The organism is Streptomyces sp. ID05-39B (genome assembly GCF_033794725.1).
GTDB lineage: Bacteria > Actinomycetota > Actinomycetes > Streptomycetales > Streptomycetaceae > Streptomyces > Streptomyces bobili.
Window position 1 is genome coordinate 42,207 of the sequence record NZ_JARGEF010000010.1, and the last position, 21,887, is coordinate 64,093.

A 21,887-nucleotide genomic window follows, 5' to 3' on the forward strand; every position below is an offset into this window, starting at 1 on the left:
CCGCCGGCAGACGGATTTCGCTCGTTGCCTTCCGCCTCGGGGCTGTGGCAGCATCTGACCGCGTCAATGGGGGAGGGCGCAATGGCACTGGGTGAGGAATTATCCGTACTGGCCGGGGAAGTTCGTCCCTTCCCCGATGATCTGTACGGCGTCTTCGGCCGCACCGCGCAACGGCACCCGGACCGGCCGGCCGTCCGCGAGGGCGGCGAGGTGACCACCTACCGAGTGCTGCGGGATCGGTCCGAGGAGCTGGCGGGCCGCCTGCACCGTAGGGGAGTCCGCCCCGGAACGGCGGTCGCCGTGCATCTGGAGCGCGGGGCCGACGCCGTGGCCGCCCTTCTCGCGGTGCTGCGGCTGGGAGCCTCGTACGTACCGCTCGACGTGCACCATCCGCCCGAGCGGTCCGCTGCGGCACTGGCCGCCAGCGCGGCCGGCGTGCTCGTGGCCGACGGGGATGCCCCCTTCGCCGGGGCCGAGGCGGTCGACATCGGCCGGGTCGAGGAGGCCGGACCCCCGCCGCAGGACACACCGGCGCCCGGCCCCGAGGACCCCTCGTACGTCCTGTTCACCTCGGGCTCGACGGGAGAGCCCAAGGGCGCGAGGATCCCGTACCGCACGCTCTCCAACTTCGTCTCCTGGCTGTGCCGGACGTCGAACGTCACCGTCGGCAGCCGCAGCACCCAGTTCTCCCGGGTCAGCTTCGACGTCTGGTTCACGGAGGTCCTGGGGACGCTCTGCACCGGCGGCGAGCTGGTGGTGGTCGAAGAACGGCGCAGGGCCGACGTCGAGTACCTGGTCCGTTTCTGCGGCGAACAGCGCATCGGGCGTCTGTTCCTGCCGTTCGCCGCGCTGCGGCCCTTCGCCGAGTGGGCGCAGCACAAAGCGGTGCGGCTGCCGGCCCTGACCGAGATCAACACCGCGGGCGAGCAGCCGCACGTCACCGAAGCACTGGAGCGCCTCGTCCGCGGCGCCTCTCCGACGCTGCGGCTGGCGAACCAGTACGGTCCCACGGAGACCCACGTGGTGACGGAGTCCGAGTTCTTCGGCGACCCGGCCCGGTGGCCGCGGATTCCGCCGGCCGGGCCCGCCATCGACAACTGCGTCGTCGCCCTGCTCGGTGCCGGCGGCGAGATCGTCCCCCTCGGCGAGGAGGGGGAGGTGTGCGTGGCCGGCGTACCGGTCGGCCTCGGCTATCTCCGGCCGAACGGGACCGCACCGCGCACCGGCTTCGGCCCGATCGAGGCGCTGGACGAGCCCTGGGGCTACCGCACCGGGGACATCGGCGTGATCGAGGACGGCCGGCTGGTCCTGCGCGGGCGCGGGGACGACCAGGTGAAGATCAGCGGGCACCGGGTGGAACCCGGCGAGATCGAGGTCCTGGCCGGACAGGCAGCGGAGCTCGCCGAGGTGGCCGCCGTCGCTGTCGACACCCCCGGCGCGCCCCGCACCATGATCCTGTTCGCGGCACCGGCGCCTGGTGCCGCCGTGGACCCGGTCGCGCTCCGTGCCCGCCTCGCCGAACGGCTGCCCGCCGCCGTCGTGCCGAGCCGGGTCGTCCTGACCGGCCGCCTCCCGCGCACCAGCACCGGGAAGGTCGACCGCAGGCGGCTGGCGCTCGATGCCGCCTCCGGTCCGGACCACGGACGGCCGCTGCCGTCCCTCACGGGCGACGAGGCGCGGATCGCGGCCCGCCTGGCGCGCGTGCTGGGCGTGGCCGGCGCGGACGCCACCGACTCCCTCCTCACGCTCGGCGGCGGATCGCTGCAGGGGATGAGTCTGATGACCGAACTGGCGCGGGAGTTCGGTGCCACACCCGGCATCGACCGCGTGCTCGCCGGAGCGACCGTGGAGCAACTGGCCGCGGATCTGCGGGCCGGTGACTGGTTCGCCGACGCCGCACCCGAACTGCCGCACCCGCCCCACCCGCCGGACGCCGCCGAGGAGATCCCGGCCTCTCCCGTCCAGCAGGAGATCTGGCTGGCCGACTACTGGCTGGACGAACCCGCCGCCTACAACGTGGCCGTCGTCCTCGATGCGCAGGGTGCCCTCGACCCGGGCCGGGTGCGCCATGCCCTGGAGCGGACCGTCGCCCGGCATCCCGCCCTGCGCTCGGTCCTGCGCCGCCGCAACGACCGCATCCTCGTCCACACCCTGGACGACCGCCACGCCCACCTGGAGATCCACGGCGTCGGACCACAGGAGGCCGCCGCCACGGAACGGGCTTTCGTGGACCGCCCGTTCGACCTCGGGGAGGACCTGCCGGTCCGGGCGGCCCTGCTGCGGCAGGAGGAGCGCGACCGGCTGGTCCTCGTGTTCCACCAGCACGCCGTGGACGTGCCCGGAGTGCAGACGGTCGTCGACGACCTGGCACGCTGGTACGGCGACCCCGGCGCCGAGGCACCCGAGGAAACGATCAGGCCCGACGCCTGGCTGCGCCCCGCCGACGCCGTCACGCTCGACCATTGGAGGAGAACGCTCTCCGGCGTGACCTCGGACCACCTCACCTGGCTCCAGCGCGAGGACGCGAGCCCGTCCGGACAGGTCGTACGGCGTCGGCTCGACGTCCCGCCCGCCCTGCTGGACGCGCGGCACAACACGTCCGAAGGGACGTCCTTCGCCAGGATGCTGGGTTCCTTCGCGCACGCCGCGCAGGCGGCCGGGGCACCTGACACGTTCGTCGTCGGCGTCGTGACGACCCGCCGCACGCCGGGCGTTTCACCCCTCGTCGGCTGCCACCTGGGGCTGCTGCCGCTGCTGTTGAAGCCCGGCGCCACGGTGTCGGACACCGTGGCCGGCACGCGTGAGGCGCTGGCGACCGCCCTCACCCACCGGCAGATTTCCGCGGGCGAGGTGAGCGACGCCCTCCCCGAACGAGCCCGGCTCGCGGTCACGTTCGGGTTCGACGACAGGGAGACGCGGGAGGTCGACCTCGGTGGCGTCCGCTGCGTCCTGCGCCATGTCCACGCGAACGCCCTCCAGTTCCCCCTCGCTGTCACACCGTGGACGAGTCCACTCGGGCACGCCGGCATCGACGTCGCCTTCGACGAGGGCCTCTATGCCCCCGGCACGGTGGACTCGCTGCTCACTGGCTGGTCCGCACTCCTCGCAGGCCCCACCACGGCGGAACCCCGATGAGCTCGCTGTCCCTCAAAAGGGGTCGCGTCCTTCTGCGGTTCGGCGGCCAACCGGGGCCGGGTACGGTAGCAAGGGTGCCGGGGCCCGCGTCTCCTCGGCCATCACGTCGACGATCCGCCCGCCCGCCCGCCGACCGCGGCGATGACCGAGCCGAGGACAACTGCGCGTGATCGGGATGCGGCGCCAGGGCGCTGAGGGTCGGCCGAGGTTCCCGGTTGCGGCGCGGGCACGCGACCAGGAAGCAGGCCGCGTGCGGCGGCACAGCACAGGCCGGCTCGGCGGCCGACCACGACGACAGCATCCGACCGCCGTTGCAGCCGTACCGGTGCGGCAGTAGCGCAACCGGGAACGACTGCGGGGTCGGCGGCCCGCCGGGAACGAAGTGGTGGGCCGCTGGTTCCGTCGGCCCTGTGCGGCAGATGGATCAGGTCGAAGGAACCGGCGAGCCGGCCCGCCGGCCGCCGCCTCCACGCGAGCCCCGCCGCCGTGGTCGCTAACTGCGGTCGATGACCGCGCAGATGCCGGCCACGCTGAGATTCGTCCTGAGGTCCGCGGGTGCGAACTCCACCGCGAACAGCGTCTCGGCCTCGTCCAGGATGTGCAGGATCTTGAGGCTGTCCACGCCGAGTTCCGTCAGGTCGCGGTCCAGCTCGGTCGGCGCGAAGCCGAGCAGTGGTGCGATCACCTCGTCGATCAGCCGCCGCTCGGTGAGGCTCGGTTCCACGTTCATCGTGACCAACTCTCCGTCTCTTGCAGGCAAGCATGATGGAGTCGGGCGTCCACCAAGTCGTGTACGCCGACGAGTTGTTCGTGCGTCCCCCGGTGGACGACGCGTCCGGCGTCGAACACTACAACGTCCCCCGGCAGCCTGGGCGTTGGAGAGCCGACGCGCGACGGCGACCGTCGAGCGTCCGGTGGGGGAGGGGAGACCCTGTCGAGGGCTCGCTGGAGCCACACCTCGGTGGCCGCTTCCACGACGCTCATCCCCTCGTCCAGGACGAGGAGATCCGGATCCGCGACATACGCCCGGGCAAGCGCGACGATCGTTGGCCTGCCCGATCCGGCCTGCCCGATCCGGTGGGCCCGACAAACGCGACCGTACGAACCGGCGGGCACCTCGAAGCTGACGTCCCGGGCGCCACGGCGCCAGCTCGGGCTACTCCTTCAGGGGGTCGTCGCTCGTCGCATAGAGTGCCGTCGCGAGGGTGTCCACGGTGCTCGTCGCACAACGATCTCGGACGCCCGCGTTCTCGTCCGCGCAGGCACCCCTTGGACCACACCGCCAGGAGGAACCGGTGTCCTACCCGCAACTGTTCACCCCCGAGGAGAAGCTCGCCGAGGCGAAGAAGCAGCTGAACCTCCCGCGTATCGTCGTGATCTGCGGCTCCACCCGCTTCATGACCGAGATGACCGAGGCCGATCTGCGGGAGACCAGAGCCGGACGGATTGTCGTCAAACCGGGCTGTGACATGAAGTCGCCGCACGAACTCTGGTCCGATCCGGTCGAGGCCGAGCAGCTGAAGGTTCGCCTCGACGATCTGCACCGGGCGAAGATCCGGCTCGCCGACGAGGTGCTCGTAGTCGGCGACTACATCGGAGACAGCACCCGAGCCGAAATCGCCTACGCCCGGTCGCTGGCCAAGCCCGTGCGGTTCACGCACCCCGAAGTCGACCCTGACGCCTGAACCGCCCGCTGCCAGAAGGCCGCGGCCGAGCAACTGGCCACCGGACAGCGTCGGCTCGGCGGAGGCCGGTCAATCCTCGCCGGCGCTAGCCACGGCCACGCGTGAACCGGGTGAACGCGGCATCCACGGGCCAGTCGACATCGCCGTTCGCGGCGGTCAACAACAGGTCGTTGACCCCGCACAGGACGGCGTGCATCGTCTCGGCGTCGACATAGCGTCCATTGCCGAACATACGGCCCCGTACGGTGTCTCCGTCCGAATCCAGGAACAGACCGAACCGCAGCCTCGTCGACGGCACCGGCGCGACCGTCTCGCAGACCGACTCACCGTCCGCGAGCCGGGCGACCCTGCGGTCGTACGGCAGAGGTTCGTCGTAGCCCATGAAATTGACGAAGTGGTCCACGGAGGTGCCACACTCCTCGGTCACGTCCGGGAACATCGCGTCGAGCGCCGACAGGTCGTAGCTGCTCGTCCGGTACGTCAACAGGAGTGCGGGCCAGATGCGGGTCACCATGTCGTAGAACGACGTGCCCGTTTCCACCGGTACCAGTCCCTGCTGGGCCAGGGGACCGACGTGGTCCTTGGTACGGGGGTCCTTCCGGTTGGAGCACGTCAGGATCATGCCGAACCGGTCGAGGCGCTGCACCCAGGCCAGGGCAGCGGCGCCGGCGGCCACGAAGACGGCGGAAGGCCTGACATTCAGCTTGGTCGCGATCGACTGCGCGCGCGTCCCCAATCCCTTGGCATACAGCTCGACGGCCGGGAATCCGGGCTCCGGAGAGTTGTCCACGGTGGTCCGGAAGAGCGATCGGGGCGCGCTCTCGAAGCCGGATCGCCATCGGCGCAGCGTCGTCTCCAGGCGCGCCTGTCCCTGCGGCGACTGCTCTTCGGCGGCCTGGTCCAGTGGTTGATGGGCGATCAGGGGAAGGCGTCGCGAGTCGGTTCCATCGAGCAGTGCGCGGAAGTCGCGCTCGAGAATGCGCATGGACGTGCGATCGATGACGAGATGCGACAGTGCGCCAGTGAGCCATCTGGGCCGGCCGTGCTGAACGACCAGCGCCAGCCTGGCGTGAAACTCCGGACCGGCGACGAAGCCGCGTGACGACGCCTCGCACATCAACTCCCGGGCCTCGGCCAGGCCCGACCGCGTACCGGCCTTGACCACGGGCACCCGCACAGAGCCCTCCCTCACCACCGCCTGACGCAGCGAGCCGTCGCCATCACCGTCGGGGAGGAACGCCGTTCGTAGTCCTTCGTGTCGCTCGACGAGCGCACCCAAGGACGTCAACACTTTGGTGAGGGGCAAGCTGCGCGGCAAGCTGTAGAGGAATGGTTCATTGAATCGGTGGTCGTGCGGTCGGTTGGCGAGGACCGTTTCCCACTGCTCTCGCTGACCCCAAGTCGTCGGTCCGGCATCGCCACGGTGACTCTGGAAAGTCAACTCGTGCATCTATGGCACCCCGTCTCTCAGAATCCGCCTCGAACCTAGCAACGGCCCGATGTGAAAATCAACGGCGATGATCGATGCGTCGTGCCGTACCGGTCGCGTCGAACGCACTCTGAGCCACCGATGACCACAACCAGACACAAGAAGCGCTGCAAGCGCGCGGCCCGGCTGCGCGGGCTCCCGCAAGGACGCCATCGTCGCCGCCCATCTGCGGCGCTTCATCGACGAAGCCCCGCGGCCCGCCGCGGTGCGGCTGGCGCGGGTAGGGACCTCGACGCGCGGGCGCGCAAGAGCCGGGCGAGGAAGACGAGCCGGGCCAGAGGGGCTGCGTTCGCCTCCGCCGACGCCGGCACCCTCCATCAGCACAGCAGCGGCCCGTCGGCCGCGGACCTCCAGCCGGCCGGCTCCAAGCGGTGGGGTGCGCAGACGGCGCCGGACATGTGGACCGCGTCGGCGCTGATCGGCGCGTGATGGACCGGTGCGCGCCGTGCCGGCAGTCCCTGGCGGACGAGCTCCTCGAGGAGGAAGCTGTCGTCCTCGCGGTGTTGGCCGGGTCCGTCTACACCTCAGCGCCGCCGCTCCGCCGGCGGCCGGCCACGTCTTCCCCGCCCTGAAGATCCTCAAGGGGCCCGTCGGGCGGCTGCCGTCCGGAGTGAACGGCGAGGGCAGGCGCGGGTCCAACGCTTCCGCCGTGTCGGCACACTCAGCCTGCCGTGACTGTCGGACGGACTGACGAAGTCGCCCCGTTTCCAGCGGACGTCGGGTCACGACCGGACCACCTGGCCCCGCTCCCCACCCGCGAACGGCAGCGCATCCTGGCCCTTTGGGCCCGTGGCGCGACGCGGCGGTCAGTGATCGCGCAGGTGTCGACTCCGGGCAGGCCGAGGTGTACGGCCGGCCCGGAGTCACCGCCGGTCGGCGGTTGCCCTGCGCGTCAGACGACCATCCACTGCTGGTTCGCGCCGGCGGTGCACGTCGCCTGGTCCAGGGCCGCGCCGTTGGCCGTCGACGCCCCGGCGACCTCGAGACACTTGCCGCTGCGCACGTTGGTGAAGGTGACGTAGCCGCCGATCACCGCCGTCCTCGTCCACAGCTGATGCGAGGCCCCGGTGCACGTCGACTGGACGGCCACCGCACCGTCGGCCGTGGAGGCGCCGGAGATCTGCAGACACTTCCCGCTGTTGACATTGACCAGTTCGTAGGTGGAGCCCACCGCGGTGGGCACCCACTGCTGGTTGGCCCCGGAGTTGCAGTTCCCGGAGTTCACCGCCGCCCCGTCCGCCGTGCTCAGGGACCAGACGTCCGCGCACTTGGCGCTGTTGCGGTTCAGCAGGTGGTTGTTCGCGGCTCCGAGCGGACTGGCGATGACCGGCCAGCCGGCCGCGAAGGTCACCTGGCGGATGTCGAGGGTTTCCCGCCCGGCGTTGTCGCCGTCGTAGTAGTGGTAGGCGAGGAACCTGGACGTGCCGTCGTCGTAGGCGTCGGCGCCACCGGCGGCCACTCTGGGGTAGGCGCCGGTCAGGACGGTGGTACCGCCACCGGAGGCCATGTCGGTGCCGTTCTGGTCCAGGTAGGGCCCGGTGATGCTGCTGGAGCGGCCGACGACGGTGTAGTAGGTGCTGTTGACGCCGCTGCAGCAGGTGCCCTTGGAGCCGAAGAGGTAGTAGTAGCCGCCGTTGAGGATGATCGTCGGGTTCTCGATGCCGATGGCGATGTGCCACAGGTTGTTGTCGGTGGTGGACAGCTTGCCCGTCGTCTGGTCCAGGACGTGCATGTACGTGCCGCTGCCGGTCCAGGATCCCCAGGAGATGTACAGCCGGCCGTCCGGTCCCCAGTCGACGTTGGGGTCGATCGGGTAGTTGACGTCCGTGACCATGCCCTGGTCGGTCCAGGGGCCCTCGATGTTGGTGGCGGTGGCGAGGCCCATCACGGCGTAGTTGGTGCCCCAGCGGGATCCGGCGTAGTACAGGTGGTACTTGCCGTTGAAGTACTTGATGTCGGGGGCCCAGATGTTCGGCGGGGTCGAACCGAGCTTGGCGGTGATCCAGGACGGGGTCGACGACCAGACGTTGCCGACCTTGGTCCAACCGGAGGCCGCGGTACCGCCGCACGCTTTGCGGAGGGTGATGGATCCGCTGGGGTTGAGCGGGTCGTTCTCGAATCCGGTGGAGAAGCCGTAGTAGCAGCCGCCCACCTTGATGACGCTGGGGTCGTGCATGCGGAGATCACCGCTGAGTGCCTGTGCGGGGGATGCGGTGATCAAGCCGAGAACGGTCAGGAGGGTGACGACGATCGTGGCGAGGACGGAGCGCTGACGACGTCTGCGTGTTCCGGGGCGGGACCCGTCGGCGGCGTGATGGCTGCTCATGCGAGACTCCTTTGTTTCGCTGCGGTGTTGGGTGAACCGGGCGGGATCATGGGGCGGGTCAGTGTGAGTCGGAGCCTGGGTGCGGTCGTCGGGTGGTGGTGGTCCCGGTCGGCAGGGTGCTCACGCCTCCGTCGGGCCACTGGATCCGTCCGGTGGCCCCCGTGGGCACGGTCGTTTCGACGGTGAGTTCCGAATGCTGGAGCTCCCACCGGATCGCCACGCGCCCGTACGGCGACTCGTGGGCGGCGCTCGCCCAGGTGAGGCCGCCGCCCGGTCGTGGCCGGAAGACGATGTCGCGGTAGCCCGGCGTACTCGCGTCGATCCCGGCGACCGTGCTGTGCAGCCACTGGGCGATGGCGCCGAGGGCGTAGTGGTTGAACGAGGTCATCTCGCCGGGATTGACGGTGCCGTCGGGCAGCATGCTGTCCCAGCGTTCCCAGACGGTCGTGGCGTCGTGTTTGAGTGCGTACAGCCACGAGGGGCACTCCTGCTGGAGCAGCAGGGCGTAGGCGGTGTCGTCATGGTGCGTGGCGCTCAGCGCGGGTGCCACCAGCGGCGTTCCGATGAATCCGGTCTGGATGGTGTGGCCGCCCGCCGCGACCAGTTCGGCCAGGCGCCGTCCGGCGGCGGCCCGGGCTGCCGCATCGGGGAGGAGGTCGAACTGCAGGGCGACGGCGTAGGCGGTCTGGGTGTCGCTGGTCATCAGGCCGCCGGGCAGCACGTACGCGTCGGCGAACGCCTGCTGGACGCGTCGCGCGAGTTCCCCGTAGCGGTCCCGGTCGTCCTCACGTCCCAGGATGTCGGCTGTCCATGCCACATGCCGCAGCGACGAGGCGTAGTAGGCCGTGGCGATGAGGTGGCGGTCGGTGCGGCCGGCGCTGGGGTCCTCGGGGGGTGCGAACGGGTCGAGCCAGTCGCCGAGTTGGTAGCCGCGACTCCACAGTCCCGACTCGTCGGCGAGTTCGGTGATGAGGTCGACCCATCGCCGTGCGCTCTCGTACTGGGCGGCGAGCAGATCGGTGTCGCCCGAGGCCCGGTAGAGGTCCCACGGAGTGAGTGCCACGACGTCGCCCCAGCCGGCGCCCGGTCTGGCGGGGGTCCACTGCTCACCCCCCGGGATCGAGGGGACGTACCAGGGGACGGTCCCGTCGTCGTGCTGTTCCACGGCGACGTCGCGCAGCCAGGAGGCAAGCATGCCGTGGCAGTCGTACAGGAAGGCGGCCGTGGGGGCGAAGACCTGGATGTCACCGGTCCAGCCGAGCCGTTCGTCACGTTGCGGGCAGTCGGTGGGCAGGTCGACGAAGTTGCCGCGCAGGCTCCACACCACGTTCTCGTGCAGGCGGTTGACCTGCTCGTCGGAGCACTCGAACCAGCCGGTGCGGGCCATGTCGGTGTGGTGGACGCGGGCGACGATGTCGCGGCCCGGGAAGCCGCCGCCGCGCCAGCCGGTGATCTCGGCGTACCGGAATCCGTGGAGGGTGAAGCGTGGCTCCCAGGTCTCGGGTGCGCCGCCCCGCAGGGTGTACCGGTCGGTGGACACGGCGTCGCGCAGGGGGCGCACGCACAGCTCCCCGTCCTGGAGCACCTCGGCGTGGCGGATGACGACGGTGTGCCCGGCCGGACCGGACACGGTGATACGGACCCTGCCGACGAGGTTCTGCCCGAAGTCCACCAGGAGCCGGTCCCCATCGAGAGCGGTCACCAGGACAGGTGTGATCTCCTGCGTGCAGCGCACCGGGGGGCCGGCGGGTGCGACCAGAGTCGCCGGGTCCCGGTCGACGAGGTCCACCGGCGACCAGGCGCCGTCGTCGAACCCGGGACTCGACCAGCCGGGCAGTTCCTCGCGCGCGTCGTAGGTCTCGCCGTCGAGCAGTCCCGAGGAAAGAATGGAGCCCTGGCCGGCGCGCCAGGAGGTGTCGGTGCCGACGACGGTGACGGTTCCGTCGCGGTGGACGATCTCCAGTTGGGCGAGGAGCGCGACCCGGTCGCCGTAGAGGTCGGCGTGGCCGCCGCCGAAGCCCAGCCGCCCTCGGTACCAGCCGTCGGCCAGCCACGCGCCGAGGGCGTTGACACCGGCGCGCAGGTGGTCGGTGACGTCGTGGGTCTGGTAGCGCAGCCGGTGGTGGTAGCTGGTCCAGCCGGGCGCGAGGGCGTGGTCGCCGACGCGTCGGCCGTTGATCTCGATCTCGTACAGGCCGTGGGCGGTGACGTACAGCCGTGCGCGTTCGACGTCCGCGGCCACGGTGAACTCCTTGCGCAGCAGGGGCGGCCGGCGCTCGGCGACCGGCCTCTCCGGCCGGTGTGGCTCGTGCGGCGAGATCGCGCGGGCCGTCCAGTCCGTCGGAGTCAGCAGGCCCGTCTCGATCCGCAGCGGTCGACTCCAGTCGCTGGCCGCCTGGTCGGTTCCGCGGACCCGCACCCGGACCTCGCAGGCTTCCCGGGACGTCAGCCGCCGCAGGGCCCAGGGGACGAGCACGGAGTCCGGGGAGGTCAGCCATTCAGTACGGTACGTCCCGTCGGCGCGGGTGGCCTCGATCTGGTAGGCCTGCTGCGTCCAGCCGGCGGGTGCTGTGGTCTTCCAGGAGATCCGGGGCGACGACTCGCCGATGCCGAACGGCTCCCGGTGATGTTCCGCGGTCGGGACGGCCACCGCGGGTATCCGCTCGTCGCTCATCCCTTCACCGCGCCGGCGGTCAGGCCCTTGATGATGCGCTGGTTGATCAGCAGGTAGAGCATCAAGGCGCCGACGACGTTGATGCTGATCGCGGCGAACAGCGGTCCGTAGGCCGTCTCTCCGTACTGACCGGTGAAGTTGAGCAGTCCCACCTGGACGGTGCGCAGGCTGTCGTCGGTGGTGAAGGTGAGCGAGACGAGCAGGTCGTTCCAGATGAAGAAGAACTGCACCAGCGCGACCGTGAAGACGGCGTTGCGGACGACGGGGAATCCGATCCGCCAGAACGCGGTGAGCATGTTCGCCCCGTCGAGGGTGGCGGCTTCGAAGATCTCGCGCGGGACGGCCCGGAAGTAGGTGGCCATCATGAAGACGGTGAGCGGGAGGCCGACCGCGGTGTAGGTGATGATCAGCGGCCACATCGTGCCGGAGAGACCGCTCTGGAAGTACACGCGGAACAGGGGCAGCAGGATCATCTGGCTGGGCACCATGATGCCCAGCAGGAAGACCAGGAGCACCTGGTGGCGTCCGCGCCAGATCATCACTTCCAGGGCGAAGCCCGCGGCTGTGCCGAGGACGATGATGAGCGCGAGTGAGGGCACGGTGGCCAGGAGGCTGTTGCTGATGTAGAGGCCGACGTTCCCGCTCGTCCACGCGTCGGCGTAGTTCTGGAAGTCCCACTTCCCCGGCAGCGACCAGGCCGGGTCGTTCACGAACTCGGACTGGGTCTTGAAGGAGCTGAGGAGCAGCCACAGCAGGGGCGTCACTTCGACGACCACCAGCAGGGCGACCAGCAGGTGCCGTGTCAGGCGACGGACGGACCCGGGCTTTCGGACGGTGGCCGGGCGTGAGCTGGGCAGAAGCCTCCGCGGCGGTGCCGTCATGGAGTCGGTCATGGAGGTTCAGCCCTTGCTCGGGTCGCGGCGCGAGAAGCGGAAGACGATGAGGGTGACGCCGAGGCAGACGACGGTGAGCAGCGAGGCGATGGTGCTGCCGTAGCCGTAGTCGCCGTAGGAGAACGCCGTGCGGAACATGTAGAGGGTCAGGGGCGTCGTGTCGCTGCCCGGTCCGCCGTTGGTCAGGGCGAGGACCGAGTCGAAGACCTTGAGGGTGCCGTTGATGCTGAACACGACCGAGGACAACAGAACGGGTGCGGACAGCGGCAGGACGATGTGCCGGATCAGCCGCCATCCGGTGGCGCCGTCCATCCGTGCCGACTCCAGCGTCTCGTCGGGGATGTCGAGGAGCCCCGCGAAGATGAGGACGCCGTAGAAGCCCATGGAGCGCCATACGTCCATGACGACCAGGACGATGAAGGAGCCGCCCGCGCCGGCGAACCAGTCGCCGTGGTGGATGCCGAGCCCTTCGAGAGCGACGTTGGCCAGGCCGTTCTGCGGCGCGACGGCGAAGAGCTTCTGGAACATCAGGGCCACAGCGACCGTCGGAAGGATCACCGGGAAGAACACCAGGGTACGGACGACCGCGGACGACTTGCGCAGGACGAACACGTAGAGCAGGGCGAGCAGGTACCCGCAGATGACCTGCCCGGCCGTGACCGCGATCGCGTACTTGAAGGTGAACCACAGCGCTGAGTGCGCCTGCGGGTCGTGCCAGAGCTTGTCGAAGTTGCCGAGCCCCCCGAAGGTGAAGCCCTCGATGACGTTGCCCTTGAAGAAGGTGTAGCCGAGGGACCAGCCCATCGGTACCAGCATGACCAGGGTGTACACCAGCAGCGCCGGGCCCAGCAGGACGGCGATGGCGCGGCGGTCTCCCAGAACGGAACGCATGTCGGCTCTTTCACGAAGGGGGTTGGTGCAGATCACGGTGGTGCGGGAGCGGTCAGCCGTTGTCGAGGTCCGCCTGGATCTTCTGCATGAAGTCCTTGGCCGAGATGGACCCGTTGACGAGCGGTGCGGCGTTCGTCTGGCTGGTCTCCGTCGCCTTCGTGGTGAAGAGCGCCTCGAACCACAGGGTGCTGGTCTTGGTCTTGGTGATGGTGTCCTGGACGGTCTGGGTGAGCGCAGGCAGTGTGCCGGTGTCGCCGTTCGGCTTGAACCCGGAGACCGTGCCCTGGTCCTTCAGCGAGGCCGCGCCGTAGTTCTTGGTGATGCAGGAGAGCCAGTCGCCGACCTTGGCGTTGTAGGACTTCGCGGAGACGGCGACCGGGAGACCGACGTTGGCCGGGATCTGGTCCGCGCTGCCCTTGCCGCCGGCGACGGCCGGGAACGGCATGAAGCCGACGTTGTCCGCACCGATCTTGTTCTTGGTCTTGTCATTGAAGTCGCCGAGCGCCCAGCTGCCCATGTAGTACATCGCGGCCTTGCCGGTCAGGAACTGCTGCGCTGCGGTGTCGTAGTCGATCGACCCGACGCCCTTGCCGAAGTAGCCCGCCTTGCCCAGGTCGGCGATGGCCTGGGCGGCCTTCACGTAGGCGGGGTCCGTCAGCTTGGCCTTGCCGTCCGCCACCGCCTGCAGGGCGTCCGGGCCGAGTTCACGGTAGATGTAGCCGCTGATCAGACGGGTGAGGGGCCAGCCGTCCTTGCCGTCGGCGGAGAACGCGGTGACACCGGCGCCCTTGAGCTTCGCCGCCGCAGCGACCAACTGGTCGTACGTGGTCGGGACAGCGATGCCGTGGTCGGCGAAGAGCGTCTTGTTGTACCAGATGCCCTCGATGTTGAACTGGTAGGGCATCACGTTGAACTTGCCGTACAGGTTCTCGACGGTCTTGACGGCGGCCGGCTGGATGTCGTTCCAGACGCCGAGGTCCTTGAGCGTCTTCTCCAGGTCGAGGACCTGCCCGGCCTTGTCCAGGGTCTTGGTGAGCTGCGGTGTGCCGCCCGCCGCGAACTGCACCGGCAGGGCGTTCTGACCGGCGAGAAGCTGCACCTTCTGGTCGACGTTGCCGATCGGCAGCGTCTGGATCTTCAGCGGCAGAGCCTTGTTCTGCGACGCACACGAGCCCTTGCCCAGGGCGGTGAGCTCCTGCTGCACGATGTGGTTGTCATCGTTGATGGTGAGGGTGAACGCCTCCACGTCGCCGCCCGAGGCGCTTCCGCCGCCGCAGGCGCTCAGCAGCAGGCTCGTGGTGGCAGCGGTCGCCAGGAGGGCGATAGGGCGGGTTCTGAGGGTGTTGTGCACAGGTGCTCCTCGGCGCGCGGTGCGTTGAAACGCTTCAATGGAGGGATGCCGGGAACCTATGGCTCGTATCTGCGTGTGTCAAGGATCTGTCGGGGATGTTTCCGAACCGCATCTGCGGGCGTCGGGAAGGTCGGCAGGCGGGGGCTGCCCCGGGCGCGAGGTGCCGAACTGCAGGTCAGCAGGCACGCGATCGGAGGCGGACGGGTGCACAGGTCGGGCGAAGTCCGCTGGGTTGGGCAGCGCCCTGAAGGAGCGGGGAACTGCCCGCCCGGTCACGATGGTGGCGCGCAGGGCCGACAGCACATCGCGGCACTGCCGGCGGAGCGCTTGGCGCGGCCTCTCAGTGCGCCGGCGCGGATGATCGGTTCGGTGCGCTGGCGCGGACGATCAGTTCGGGCTCCAGTACGACGGTGGCATGCCGGTGCCGGCCGTCCGAAGCCACTTCGTCCATCAGCAGCCGGATCGCTTCCTGCCCCATCATCCGGCCCGGCATGTCCACCGCGGTCAGTGGCACCGCCGCGGTGCCGGCCGTGCGGTTGTTCTCGCAGCCGACGACCGCGATCTGGTCGGGCACCCGGATCCCCGCCACGGTGTGCAGCTCATGGATGATGGCGTTGGCCAGCTCATCGGTGACAGCGATCAGGCCGTCCGGCAGCTCACCGGGTGCCCGTCGCGCGAGATTTTGCCCGACCACATGTCCGTGGGACGCGGTCAGGCCGACGCTGTCGATCTCCTCCAGGCTGACGCCGCCTCCCGCCTCCTCGACCGCCGCACGCACCCCCCTGCGTCTGTCGCGCACGGGCTGGTAGTCGTCGTGCGCCACCACATAGGCCAGTCGCGTGCGCCCGGTGTCGATGAGATGGCGGGCCGCCAGATATCCGACGTGCTCGTTGTTGACCAGCACCGAACAACAGGTGCCCGGTTTCGGAGCGTAGTTGAGGAGCACGACCTGGCGCCCGTGCGAACGGATGCGGGCGATGCCGGCCGAGGAATCCTCCATCGGAGCCAGCAGCACGCCGGTGACCCGGGACTCGTCGAAGAGGTCCAGGTAGTCGTCCTGCAGCGTCATGTCGCACGCCGTGTTCGCGAGCAGCAGGTTCTGGCCGACCGCGCGTGCGGCGTCCTGCGCACCGTGCGCCATGTCGATGAACAGGGAGTTCTCGATGTCGGCGAGCACCATGCCGACGCTGTTGGTCGATCCCGACACCAGCGACCGGGCGGCGTCGTTGCGCACGAAACCCAGACGGCCGATGGCTTCACGGACCCGCTCGGCCGTCGCGGGGCTCACCTTCGCCGGATGGTTCAGGACGTTGGAGACGGTGCCGACCGAGACGCCCGCGGCGTCAGCGACGTCCTGCATGCTCGGACCGGCATGCCCCTGTACTCGCGGACGGGCGGTTGCCACAGCGCTCCTCGACCTCCGGTCTCGTTCGACCCGCGACCGCCAGGCACTCAGTGACCAGGCTGTCGCGGACAAACCGCAGAATACATGACCCGCGTTGAAACGCTCCAAGCCCATGCGTCCAGCCCTACGAGGGCGGATGGGGCCGTCGAGAACTGCCGTTCACAGCACACACCGCCGTGGCCCCCGGCGAGCGCCCGCCGATCAGGGTAACCGACCGGCACGGGCGGACAGAAAACGGAAGCACAGCTGATCAGAAACCGATGCACCGAAACGTGACAGACCGCAGGGGGTGCGTGAGTCTCCTTCGCCGACCGGATTGCAGCGCATCAATCACGCTGCAGGTTGCGGCCTGTCTCGGTGCGTGACACGCCTACGGTCCTGTCCGCGATGCTCCCGGAACCAACCGGTGCCACGGTCGAACACTCGTTGATCGCGTACGGCCGCTGAAGACACCGGATCTGCTGTTCGCGGGGGCCGGCCGCCCCGGCACGTGGGTGTATGCCAGGGCGGCGAGGTGGCCGTGCGGCTTCTTACTTGATGCCGATCTCGGCCAGCTGCAGGCGGAATTTGGTGCTCTCGTCGGAGGCGGGGGTGCCGAGTTCGGTTGCGGTCAGGCGCAGGTAGCGGCCGGTGGTGGAGGTGAGGTTGTAGGTCTGGGCGGCTCCGCTGGGGTTGGACTGTCCGGTGACGGTGCGGGCGGTGGTGTAGGTGGTGGATCCGTCGGGGCGGGTCTGGATGGTGAAGTCGGCGGGGAAGTTCGCCGAGCCGCCGCCGGCTCCGCTGGCGTCGGTGCGCGGGTGGAGGGTGACGGAGCCGATGGACCGGTCGGCGCCGAGGTCGATCTCGATCCATACGGGTGTGGCGCTGACGTCGGCGGCGGGGAAGTCGATGCTGGTGAAGCCCTTGGCGCCGGTGACGCTGGTGGTGGTGCCGTCCAGGATCCGGGTCTTGCCCCAGTCGCCGTTCTCCAGCGTGTAGTTGGCCGTGACAGTCGTCGCGGCAGTCGGGACGGTGAGTTCGGCGAGTTGCAGACGGAACTTGGTGGACTCGTCGGACGCGGGCGCCCCGAGCCTGGTGGCCTGGAGGCGGACGTGGCGGGCGGTGGTGGTCTTGAAGCCGTACGTCTGGACCTTGCCGTCGGGGTTGGCCTGGCCGGTGACGGTGCGGGCGGTGGTGTAGGTGGTGGATCCGTCGGAGCGGGTCTGGATGGTGAAGTCGGCGGGGAAGCCCGCCGTGCCCCCGCCCGCCGCGGACGTGTCGGTGCGGGGGAAGAGGCGTACGGCATCGAGGTCGGTGTCGGCGCCGAGGTCGATCTCCACCCAGACGGGGTTCGCGGCGACGTCGGCGGAGGCGAAGTCGTTGCTGGTGTAGCCCCGGGCGCCGCTCACGCTGGTGAGCTTGCCGTCGGTGAGCCGGTTCCTGCCCCAGCTGGTGTTCTCCAGGCTGTTGTTGCTGGTCACCGGTCGGCCCAGGGCCAGGTTGTCGAGGCGGCCGGTGCCCGTCGCAGTGAACGTCCAGGTGCCCGGCTGGACCTTGAAGTAGACGTACGAGGAATCCTTGCCGTCATGGCTCAGACCGCTGACGCCGCCTGTGGAAGAGCCACCGGTGAAGACCGTCGTGCCGTTCGCCTTGATCACGGGCTGGGAGCCGCCGTAGGTCGGCACGCCCACCCGAGCGGTCGTGCCGCTCGGGGAGGTGAGGGTGAGGGTCGCCTGGGTGCCGTCGCGGGTGATGCCGAAGCGGATGTCACCGTTGACGGTCGGCGTCACCGTGTTGATCTTCGTGAGGGTGCCGGTCTGCGGGGTCACCTCGTAGGTCTCCCAGCCCGCCGTGGTGGGGCGCACACCCGCGGCATAGGCGGACAGGGCGTACAGCGGGGCGCCGTTCCAGGCGTGGTTGTCGGTGCCTTGCGACTTGACCCATACCTCCCACAGGGTGTGGCAGGCGGGGTCGGCGGCCTGGGCGGCGTAGCGGTTGCGTATCCGTTCCTCGGCGACGGTGGCCGCGCCCATCAGGTACAGCGCTTCCAGGACGTAGAACTCCGTGTAGGGGCTGGCGTTGAGGTGGGTGCGCAGCACGTTGGTGATCGCCGGGTAGTGGCTGGGGGCGGCCAGGCCCGCGACGACCGGGAGGGCGTTTGCCCGGTCGTCGGTGTCGCCGGTGTAGGCGGGCGAGCGGTACTCGTTCTTGGTGGAGTTCCACAGCAGGGTGTCGAAGTTGGCCTTGATGCTGGTGCGCTGGGCCTGCCAGCCGGCGACGTCGCCGGTGTTGCCGCTGAGGGCCGCGAGCTTGGCGGCGGTGTCCAGGGCAAGGTAGTACCAGCAGTTGTTCAGGACGCGGGCGTCGATGTTGGTGCCCCAGTCCTGCCAGTCCCAGTCCCCGGTGCGGTGGGCCACCAGGCCGTCGCTGCCCAGCCCCCACAGGTTGAGGTACTTCTTGACCGCCGGGTAGGCGGCGGTGACGGTGCTCGTGTCGCCGGTGTAGAGGTGGAACGTCCAGAACGACCAGATGGAGGCGAGCATCTGGTTGGGCAGTTCGCCGGTCCAGATCGTCGAGGGCATCGGGGAGTACAGCACGCCCCCGGACTCCTGCCAGGAGGCCAGCTGCGAGATGGCCTTCTTGCCCAGGGCGTGGGAGTTGGTGTCGAAGGTGTAGAAGCCTTCTTTCAGCTGGTTGACCACGTCGCCCCACCACTGGGCGCGTTCGCGGGTGGGGCAGTCCATGTAGTTGTCGCGCATGTTGACGTACATGGTGCGGGCGGCCTTGGTCCACACGGTGTCGAGGAAGGCGTCGTTGCTGGTGAACGACCCGTCGAAGTCGGTGTCGTAGCCGGACTCCCGGTACTTGAGGTCCACGATGGTCACGCCCGCGGGGATGGTGTACCGCACGGCGGTGCCGCTCATCCATGCCAGCGCCTCGAACTCCTGGACCCCGCCGGTGCAGACGTAGGTGGCGCGGACGTTGAAGATGGTCTTCTGGTCGATGCCGACCAGGCCCTTGCCGTCGTCGTAGTGGTCGGTCTGGATGCCGATCACGGCGCCGGCCGGGGCGTCGACCTTCAGGTACGGGGTGACCTGGATGTTGGAGGGCAGGGTGGCCGAGATGGCGGTGGAGCCCTGGCCGGTGGCCGGGAGTGAGGCGGCGTTGGTGTAGGACTTCAGGCCGGAGTAGCGGATCTGCGGGATCGGCCGTTCGACGAGGCCGTTCCAGGGAGCGGCGCCGGCGGCGCCGAAGTCGGTGGGCACGCTCCAGGCGCTGTCGTCGAAGCCGGCGGACTGCCAGTTGGCCATGGCGGTGGCGTTGCGGGCGTCGTAGTAGACGTTCGATTCCGGCAGCCGGAAGTTGACCTGGGTGCCGCTGGTGTTGTTCGCGTAGCCCGGATGGACCTTGTGTTTCCAGCCGGTGTCGCTGACCAGCCGGGTGGTGGTGGAACTGGTCTCGATGTCGGACTGGAACAGCAGACCGCCCTTGCCGCTGCTGCTGTGCGAGAAGCCCTGCTTGCCGAAGTACGTGACCAGCAGTGCCACCGTGTTGGTGCCGCTGGTCAGGTACGGGGCGAGGTCGATCTCGTCGTAGTAGGTGTCCGTACGGTTCGGGCCGCGCTTGAGGCCGCCCTCGAAGACGACAAGGGTGCCGTTGACCCACAGCCAGTACTTGGAGTCGGCCGCGATCTGGGTGACGGCCTTGGAGGGCGCGGAACCCAGGGTGAACGATCTGCGGAAGGCCACCCACTGGTTCGCCGAACTGGACGGCGCCCAGATCCACTTCGCGGTCCACGAGACCGCCGCGGACGCCGCAGGCGCGAGCCCGGGAACGATCAGGGAACCCAGGGTGGGGGCCAGGGCCACGGCTATGGCCGAGCGCAGGGCGGACCGGCGCGTTACATCGTGCATCGCGGGCTCCTAGAGATGTGCGGAGAGGGCAGCAAACACGTCGGCACGCCGCGGTCGAGAGCAGTGGAATGATTGGTTCCGAAGCGTTGAAACGTTTCATTCACGTGTTTGCAGGCGAGATCTTTGTCCTGTTCGCGGCGCCCTGTCAATGGTCATGCAGTCGGCGTTCTGGCGGGCGGCCGAAATATGGAGGGAAGTCTCCGCAGTTCAAGAGGACGGGGCGGCACGCGACTCCGCGCCATGAGCGGGCGCAGGCACGGGCGACGGGGAGCAAACTGGCCAGTTCCGTTGACGTACCCCTGACTGACATCTATCTTCTGCTCGAACTTGCGAACGCAGTTCGATTTTTCGAACCACGGCCGTCAAAGGGGACAGCCCGTGTTGCGCACCTGCCACTGGCTCGCTCCTGAGACAGCTCTGTCGGCCCTCTCCGCTGTCTTCGTCGCACGGCCCGCCACTGAGGCATCTCCGGTCACTGCCACGCTCACGCGGGAAACCGCGGCTCCTCGGCTCCTCAGCCGCTGACCGGCTTGACACCACGTACCCACGTCGCGCCGGAGCCGGTCCTGCCCCAACGGCACGGAGGCCGGGCCTCCCCCTCGACCTCACCTGCACCTGATCACGGCACTCCAGAAAGAACAGGAACGCATATGTCCGCGGTTCGCGCTCGATTGGCGGCGATATTCGTCGCCGCCTGCCTGCTCTTCACCGCCCAGGTCGTGACCACACCTCAGCCGGCAGCCGCCGCCGACCCGGGCTACCTGATGACGCACTTCATCGGGGAGGGGGCGACCGGTCAGCAGATGTACTTCTCGTACAGCGCGGACGGCCTGAACTGGTCCGACCTCAACGGCGGCGGGATGACCCTGCGTTCCACGGTGGGCACCCGCGGTGTGCGCGACCCCGCCCTGGTCCGTTCTCCCGACGGGAGCAAGTACTGGATCATCGCGACCGACCTGTGCATCGGCTGCGGACAGTCGTGGACGGACTCGATGAACAACGGCAGCCGCAACCTCGTGGTGTGGGAGTCGAGTGACCTGGTCACCTGGTCGCAGCCGTGGCTGCTCAACGTCGCCGGCGCGATCCCCGACGGGCGCAACGCCTGGGCCCCGGAGGCGATCTGGGACCCGTCCACCAACGACTACGTCCTGTACTGGGCGACGAACGCCACCCTCAACGGCGTACTGAAGCACCGCATCTACTACGCCCGCACCACCGGCTTCCACACCATCACCACCCCCCAGCTCTACATCGACCGCCCCGGCACCCAGAGCATCATCGACACCCAGATCGTCGAGGTCCCCTCCGGCATCGGCAACTACCGCTACGTACGGGCCTCCGGCGACGGCCAGATCACGATCGAAGGCAGCAACTCGATCCTCGGCACCTGGACCAACCTCGGCAACCTCTCCGGCATCGGACTGACCGGCTCCCAGGTCGAGGGCCCGATGTGGATGAAGTTCCGCGACCGCAACGAGTGGACCCTTTACCTCGACCAGTACGCGGCAAGCAAGGGATACATGCCGGTCACCACGACCAACCCGTCCGTCACCGGCACCTACAAGCTCCCGACGTCGGGAACCTACTCCCTGGGCGGCAACAAAAAGCGCCACGGCTCGATCCTGAACCTGACCGCCACCGAGGACGCCCGGATCCAGGCCCGCTGGGCCAACACCCCCGCCAAGCGGCTGCAGTCCTTCAACTTCCAGGACCGCTACGTCCGCCACACCAACTTCGACGTCCGCATCGACCAGAACATCACCAACGACGACGCCAAGTTCCGCCCGCGCCCCGGACTCGCCGGCTCCGGCACCGTATCCTTCGAGTCGGTCAACTTCCCCGGCCACTACCTGCGCAGCGACGGTGCCGACTTCCAGCTCGTCCACAACGACGGCACCACCCAGTTCGCCGAGGACGCCACCTTCCGCCAGGTCGCCGGGCTCGCCGACCCGGCCTGGTCCTCCTTCCAGTCGTACAACCACCCCGACCGCTACATCCGCCACTACGCGTTCCAACTGAAGCTCGAAACGATCACCACCGCGACGGGGCGCAGCGACGCCACCTTCCGTCTGACGAACTGACCCGACACGGATGCCGACGCCCTCGGGCGACGCCCCACCTGCCGCCCGGCCTCGAACCAGGTAG

Annotated in this window: 12 protein-coding genes; 3 read left to right on the forward strand and 9 right to left on the reverse strand. The window is 69.1% G+C overall.

From position 1 onward, the window contains the following. The first annotated feature begins 81 nt into the window (after positions 1-81). Positions 82-3,135, forward strand: coding sequence for an AMP-binding protein (locus tag P1P75_RS04610; protein ID WP_319252094.1), 3,054 nt, complete (start codon positions 82-84; stop codon positions 3,133-3,135). A gap of 493 nt (positions 3,136-3,628) precedes the next feature. On the opposite strand, the gene P1P75_RS04615 is transcribed toward P1P75_RS04610, so the two are convergent. After that, positions 3,629-3,865: an acyl carrier protein gene (locus P1P75_RS04615; protein WP_266452204.1), complete on the reverse strand. Its 237-nt coding sequence runs from the start codon at positions 3,863-3,865 to the stop codon at positions 3,629-3,631. 565 nt (positions 3,866-4,430) lie between these two features. Between P1P75_RS04615 and P1P75_RS04620 the strand changes: the two genes are divergently transcribed. Beyond that, on the forward strand, positions 4,431-4,820 hold the full coding sequence (locus P1P75_RS04620; RefSeq protein WP_319252097.1) for a hypothetical protein: 390 nt from the start codon (positions 4,431-4,433) through the stop codon (positions 4,818-4,820). 85 nt (positions 4,821-4,905) lie between these two features. Here P1P75_RS04620 and P1P75_RS04625 read toward each other — a convergent pair whose 3' ends face one another. The 8 genes from P1P75_RS04625 to P1P75_RS04660 all read right to left on the reverse strand — a co-directional run bounded on the left by P1P75_RS04625 (position 4,906) and on the right by P1P75_RS04660 (position 19,742). After that, positions 4,906-6,270, reverse strand: coding sequence for a condensation domain-containing protein (locus P1P75_RS04625; RefSeq protein ID WP_319252099.1), 1,365 nt, complete (start codon positions 6,268-6,270; stop codon positions 4,906-4,908). A gap of 931 nt (positions 6,271-7,201) precedes the next feature. Then, positions 7,202-8,635, reverse strand: a complete 1,434-nt coding sequence (locus tag P1P75_RS04630; RefSeq protein ID WP_319252101.1) for a family 43 glycosylhydrolase — start codon at positions 8,633-8,635, stop codon at positions 7,202-7,204. Between the two features lie 58 nt (positions 8,636-8,693). After that, the gene (locus P1P75_RS04635; protein WP_319252103.1) at positions 8,694-11,309 is read right to left on the reverse strand and encodes a family 78 glycoside hydrolase catalytic domain; all 2,616 of its coding nucleotides are present in this window, start codon (positions 11,307-11,309) and stop codon (positions 8,694-8,696) included. Beyond that, entirely contained in the window at positions 11,306-12,202 is an 897-nt protein-coding gene (locus P1P75_RS04640; RefSeq protein WP_319252105.1) for a carbohydrate ABC transporter permease, read from the reverse strand. Before P1P75_RS04640 ends, P1P75_RS04635 begins: the two co-directional genes overlap by 4 nt. Before the next feature lie 6 nt (positions 12,203-12,208). Then, positions 12,209-13,093, reverse strand: a complete 885-nt coding sequence (locus P1P75_RS04645; RefSeq protein ID WP_319252107.1) for a sugar ABC transporter permease — start codon at positions 13,091-13,093, stop codon at positions 12,209-12,211. Positions 13,094-13,145: 52 nt separating this feature from the next. Further along, on the reverse strand, positions 13,146-14,444 hold the full coding sequence (locus tag P1P75_RS04650) for an extracellular solute-binding protein (protein WP_319252109.1): 1,299 nt from the start codon (positions 14,442-14,444) through the stop codon (positions 13,146-13,148). 340 nt (positions 14,445-14,784) lie between these two features. Further along, complete coding sequence (locus tag P1P75_RS04655; RefSeq protein WP_319252111.1) at positions 14,785-15,804, reverse strand: LacI family DNA-binding transcriptional regulator; 1,020 nt, start codon at positions 15,802-15,804, stop codon at positions 14,785-14,787. 575 nt (positions 15,805-16,379) lie between these two features. After that, positions 16,380-19,742 (reverse strand): discoidin domain-containing protein, encoded by a 3,363-nt coding sequence (locus P1P75_RS04660; protein WP_319252113.1) that lies wholly within the window; start codon positions 19,740-19,742, stop codon positions 16,380-16,382. Between the two features lie 650 nt (positions 19,743-20,392). Here P1P75_RS04660 and P1P75_RS04665 point away from each other — a divergent pair. Next, positions 20,393-21,823, forward strand: a complete 1,431-nt coding sequence (locus P1P75_RS04665; protein WP_319252115.1) for a glycoside hydrolase family 43 protein — start codon at positions 20,393-20,395, stop codon at positions 21,821-21,823. Positions 21,824-21,887: the final 64 nt, after the last annotated feature.

Excerpts from the sequence above, each read along its gene's own strand:
- P1P75_RS04645 (WP_319252107.1), bottom strand. The coding sequence starts at position 13,093 with ATGCGTTCCGTTCTGGGAGACCGCCGCGCCATCGCCGTCCTGCTGGGC.
- P1P75_RS04640 (WP_319252105.1), bottom strand. The coding sequence starts at position 12,202 with ATGACCGACTCCATGACGGCACCGCCGCGGAGGCTTCTGCCCAGCTCA.
- P1P75_RS04635 (WP_319252103.1), bottom strand. The coding sequence starts at position 11,309 with ATGAGCGACGAGCGGATACCCGCGGTGGCCGTCCCGACCGCGGAACAT.
- P1P75_RS04625 (WP_319252099.1), bottom strand. The coding sequence starts at position 6,270 with ATGCACGAGTTGACTTTCCAGAGTCACCGTGGCGATGCCGGACCGACG.
- P1P75_RS04655 (WP_319252111.1), bottom strand. The coding sequence starts at position 15,804 with ATGCAGGACGTCGCTGACGCCGCGGGCGTCTCGGTCGGCACCGTCTCC.
- P1P75_RS04610 (WP_319252094.1), top strand. The coding sequence starts at position 82 with ATGGCACTGGGTGAGGAATTATCCGTACTGGCCGGGGAAGTTCGTCCC.
- P1P75_RS04615 (WP_266452204.1), bottom strand. The coding sequence starts at position 3,865 with ATGAACGTGGAACCGAGCCTCACCGAGCGGCGGCTGATCGACGAGGTG.
- P1P75_RS04665 (WP_319252115.1), top strand. The coding sequence starts at position 20,393 with ATGTCCGCGGTTCGCGCTCGATTGGCGGCGATATTCGTCGCCGCCTGC.
- P1P75_RS04630 (WP_319252101.1), bottom strand. The coding sequence starts at position 8,635 with ATGAGCAGCCATCACGCCGCCGACGGGTCCCGCCCCGGAACACGCAGA.
- P1P75_RS04660 (WP_319252113.1), bottom strand. The coding sequence starts at position 19,742 with ATGCACGATGTAACGCGCCGGTCCGCCCTGCGCTCGGCCATAGCCGTG.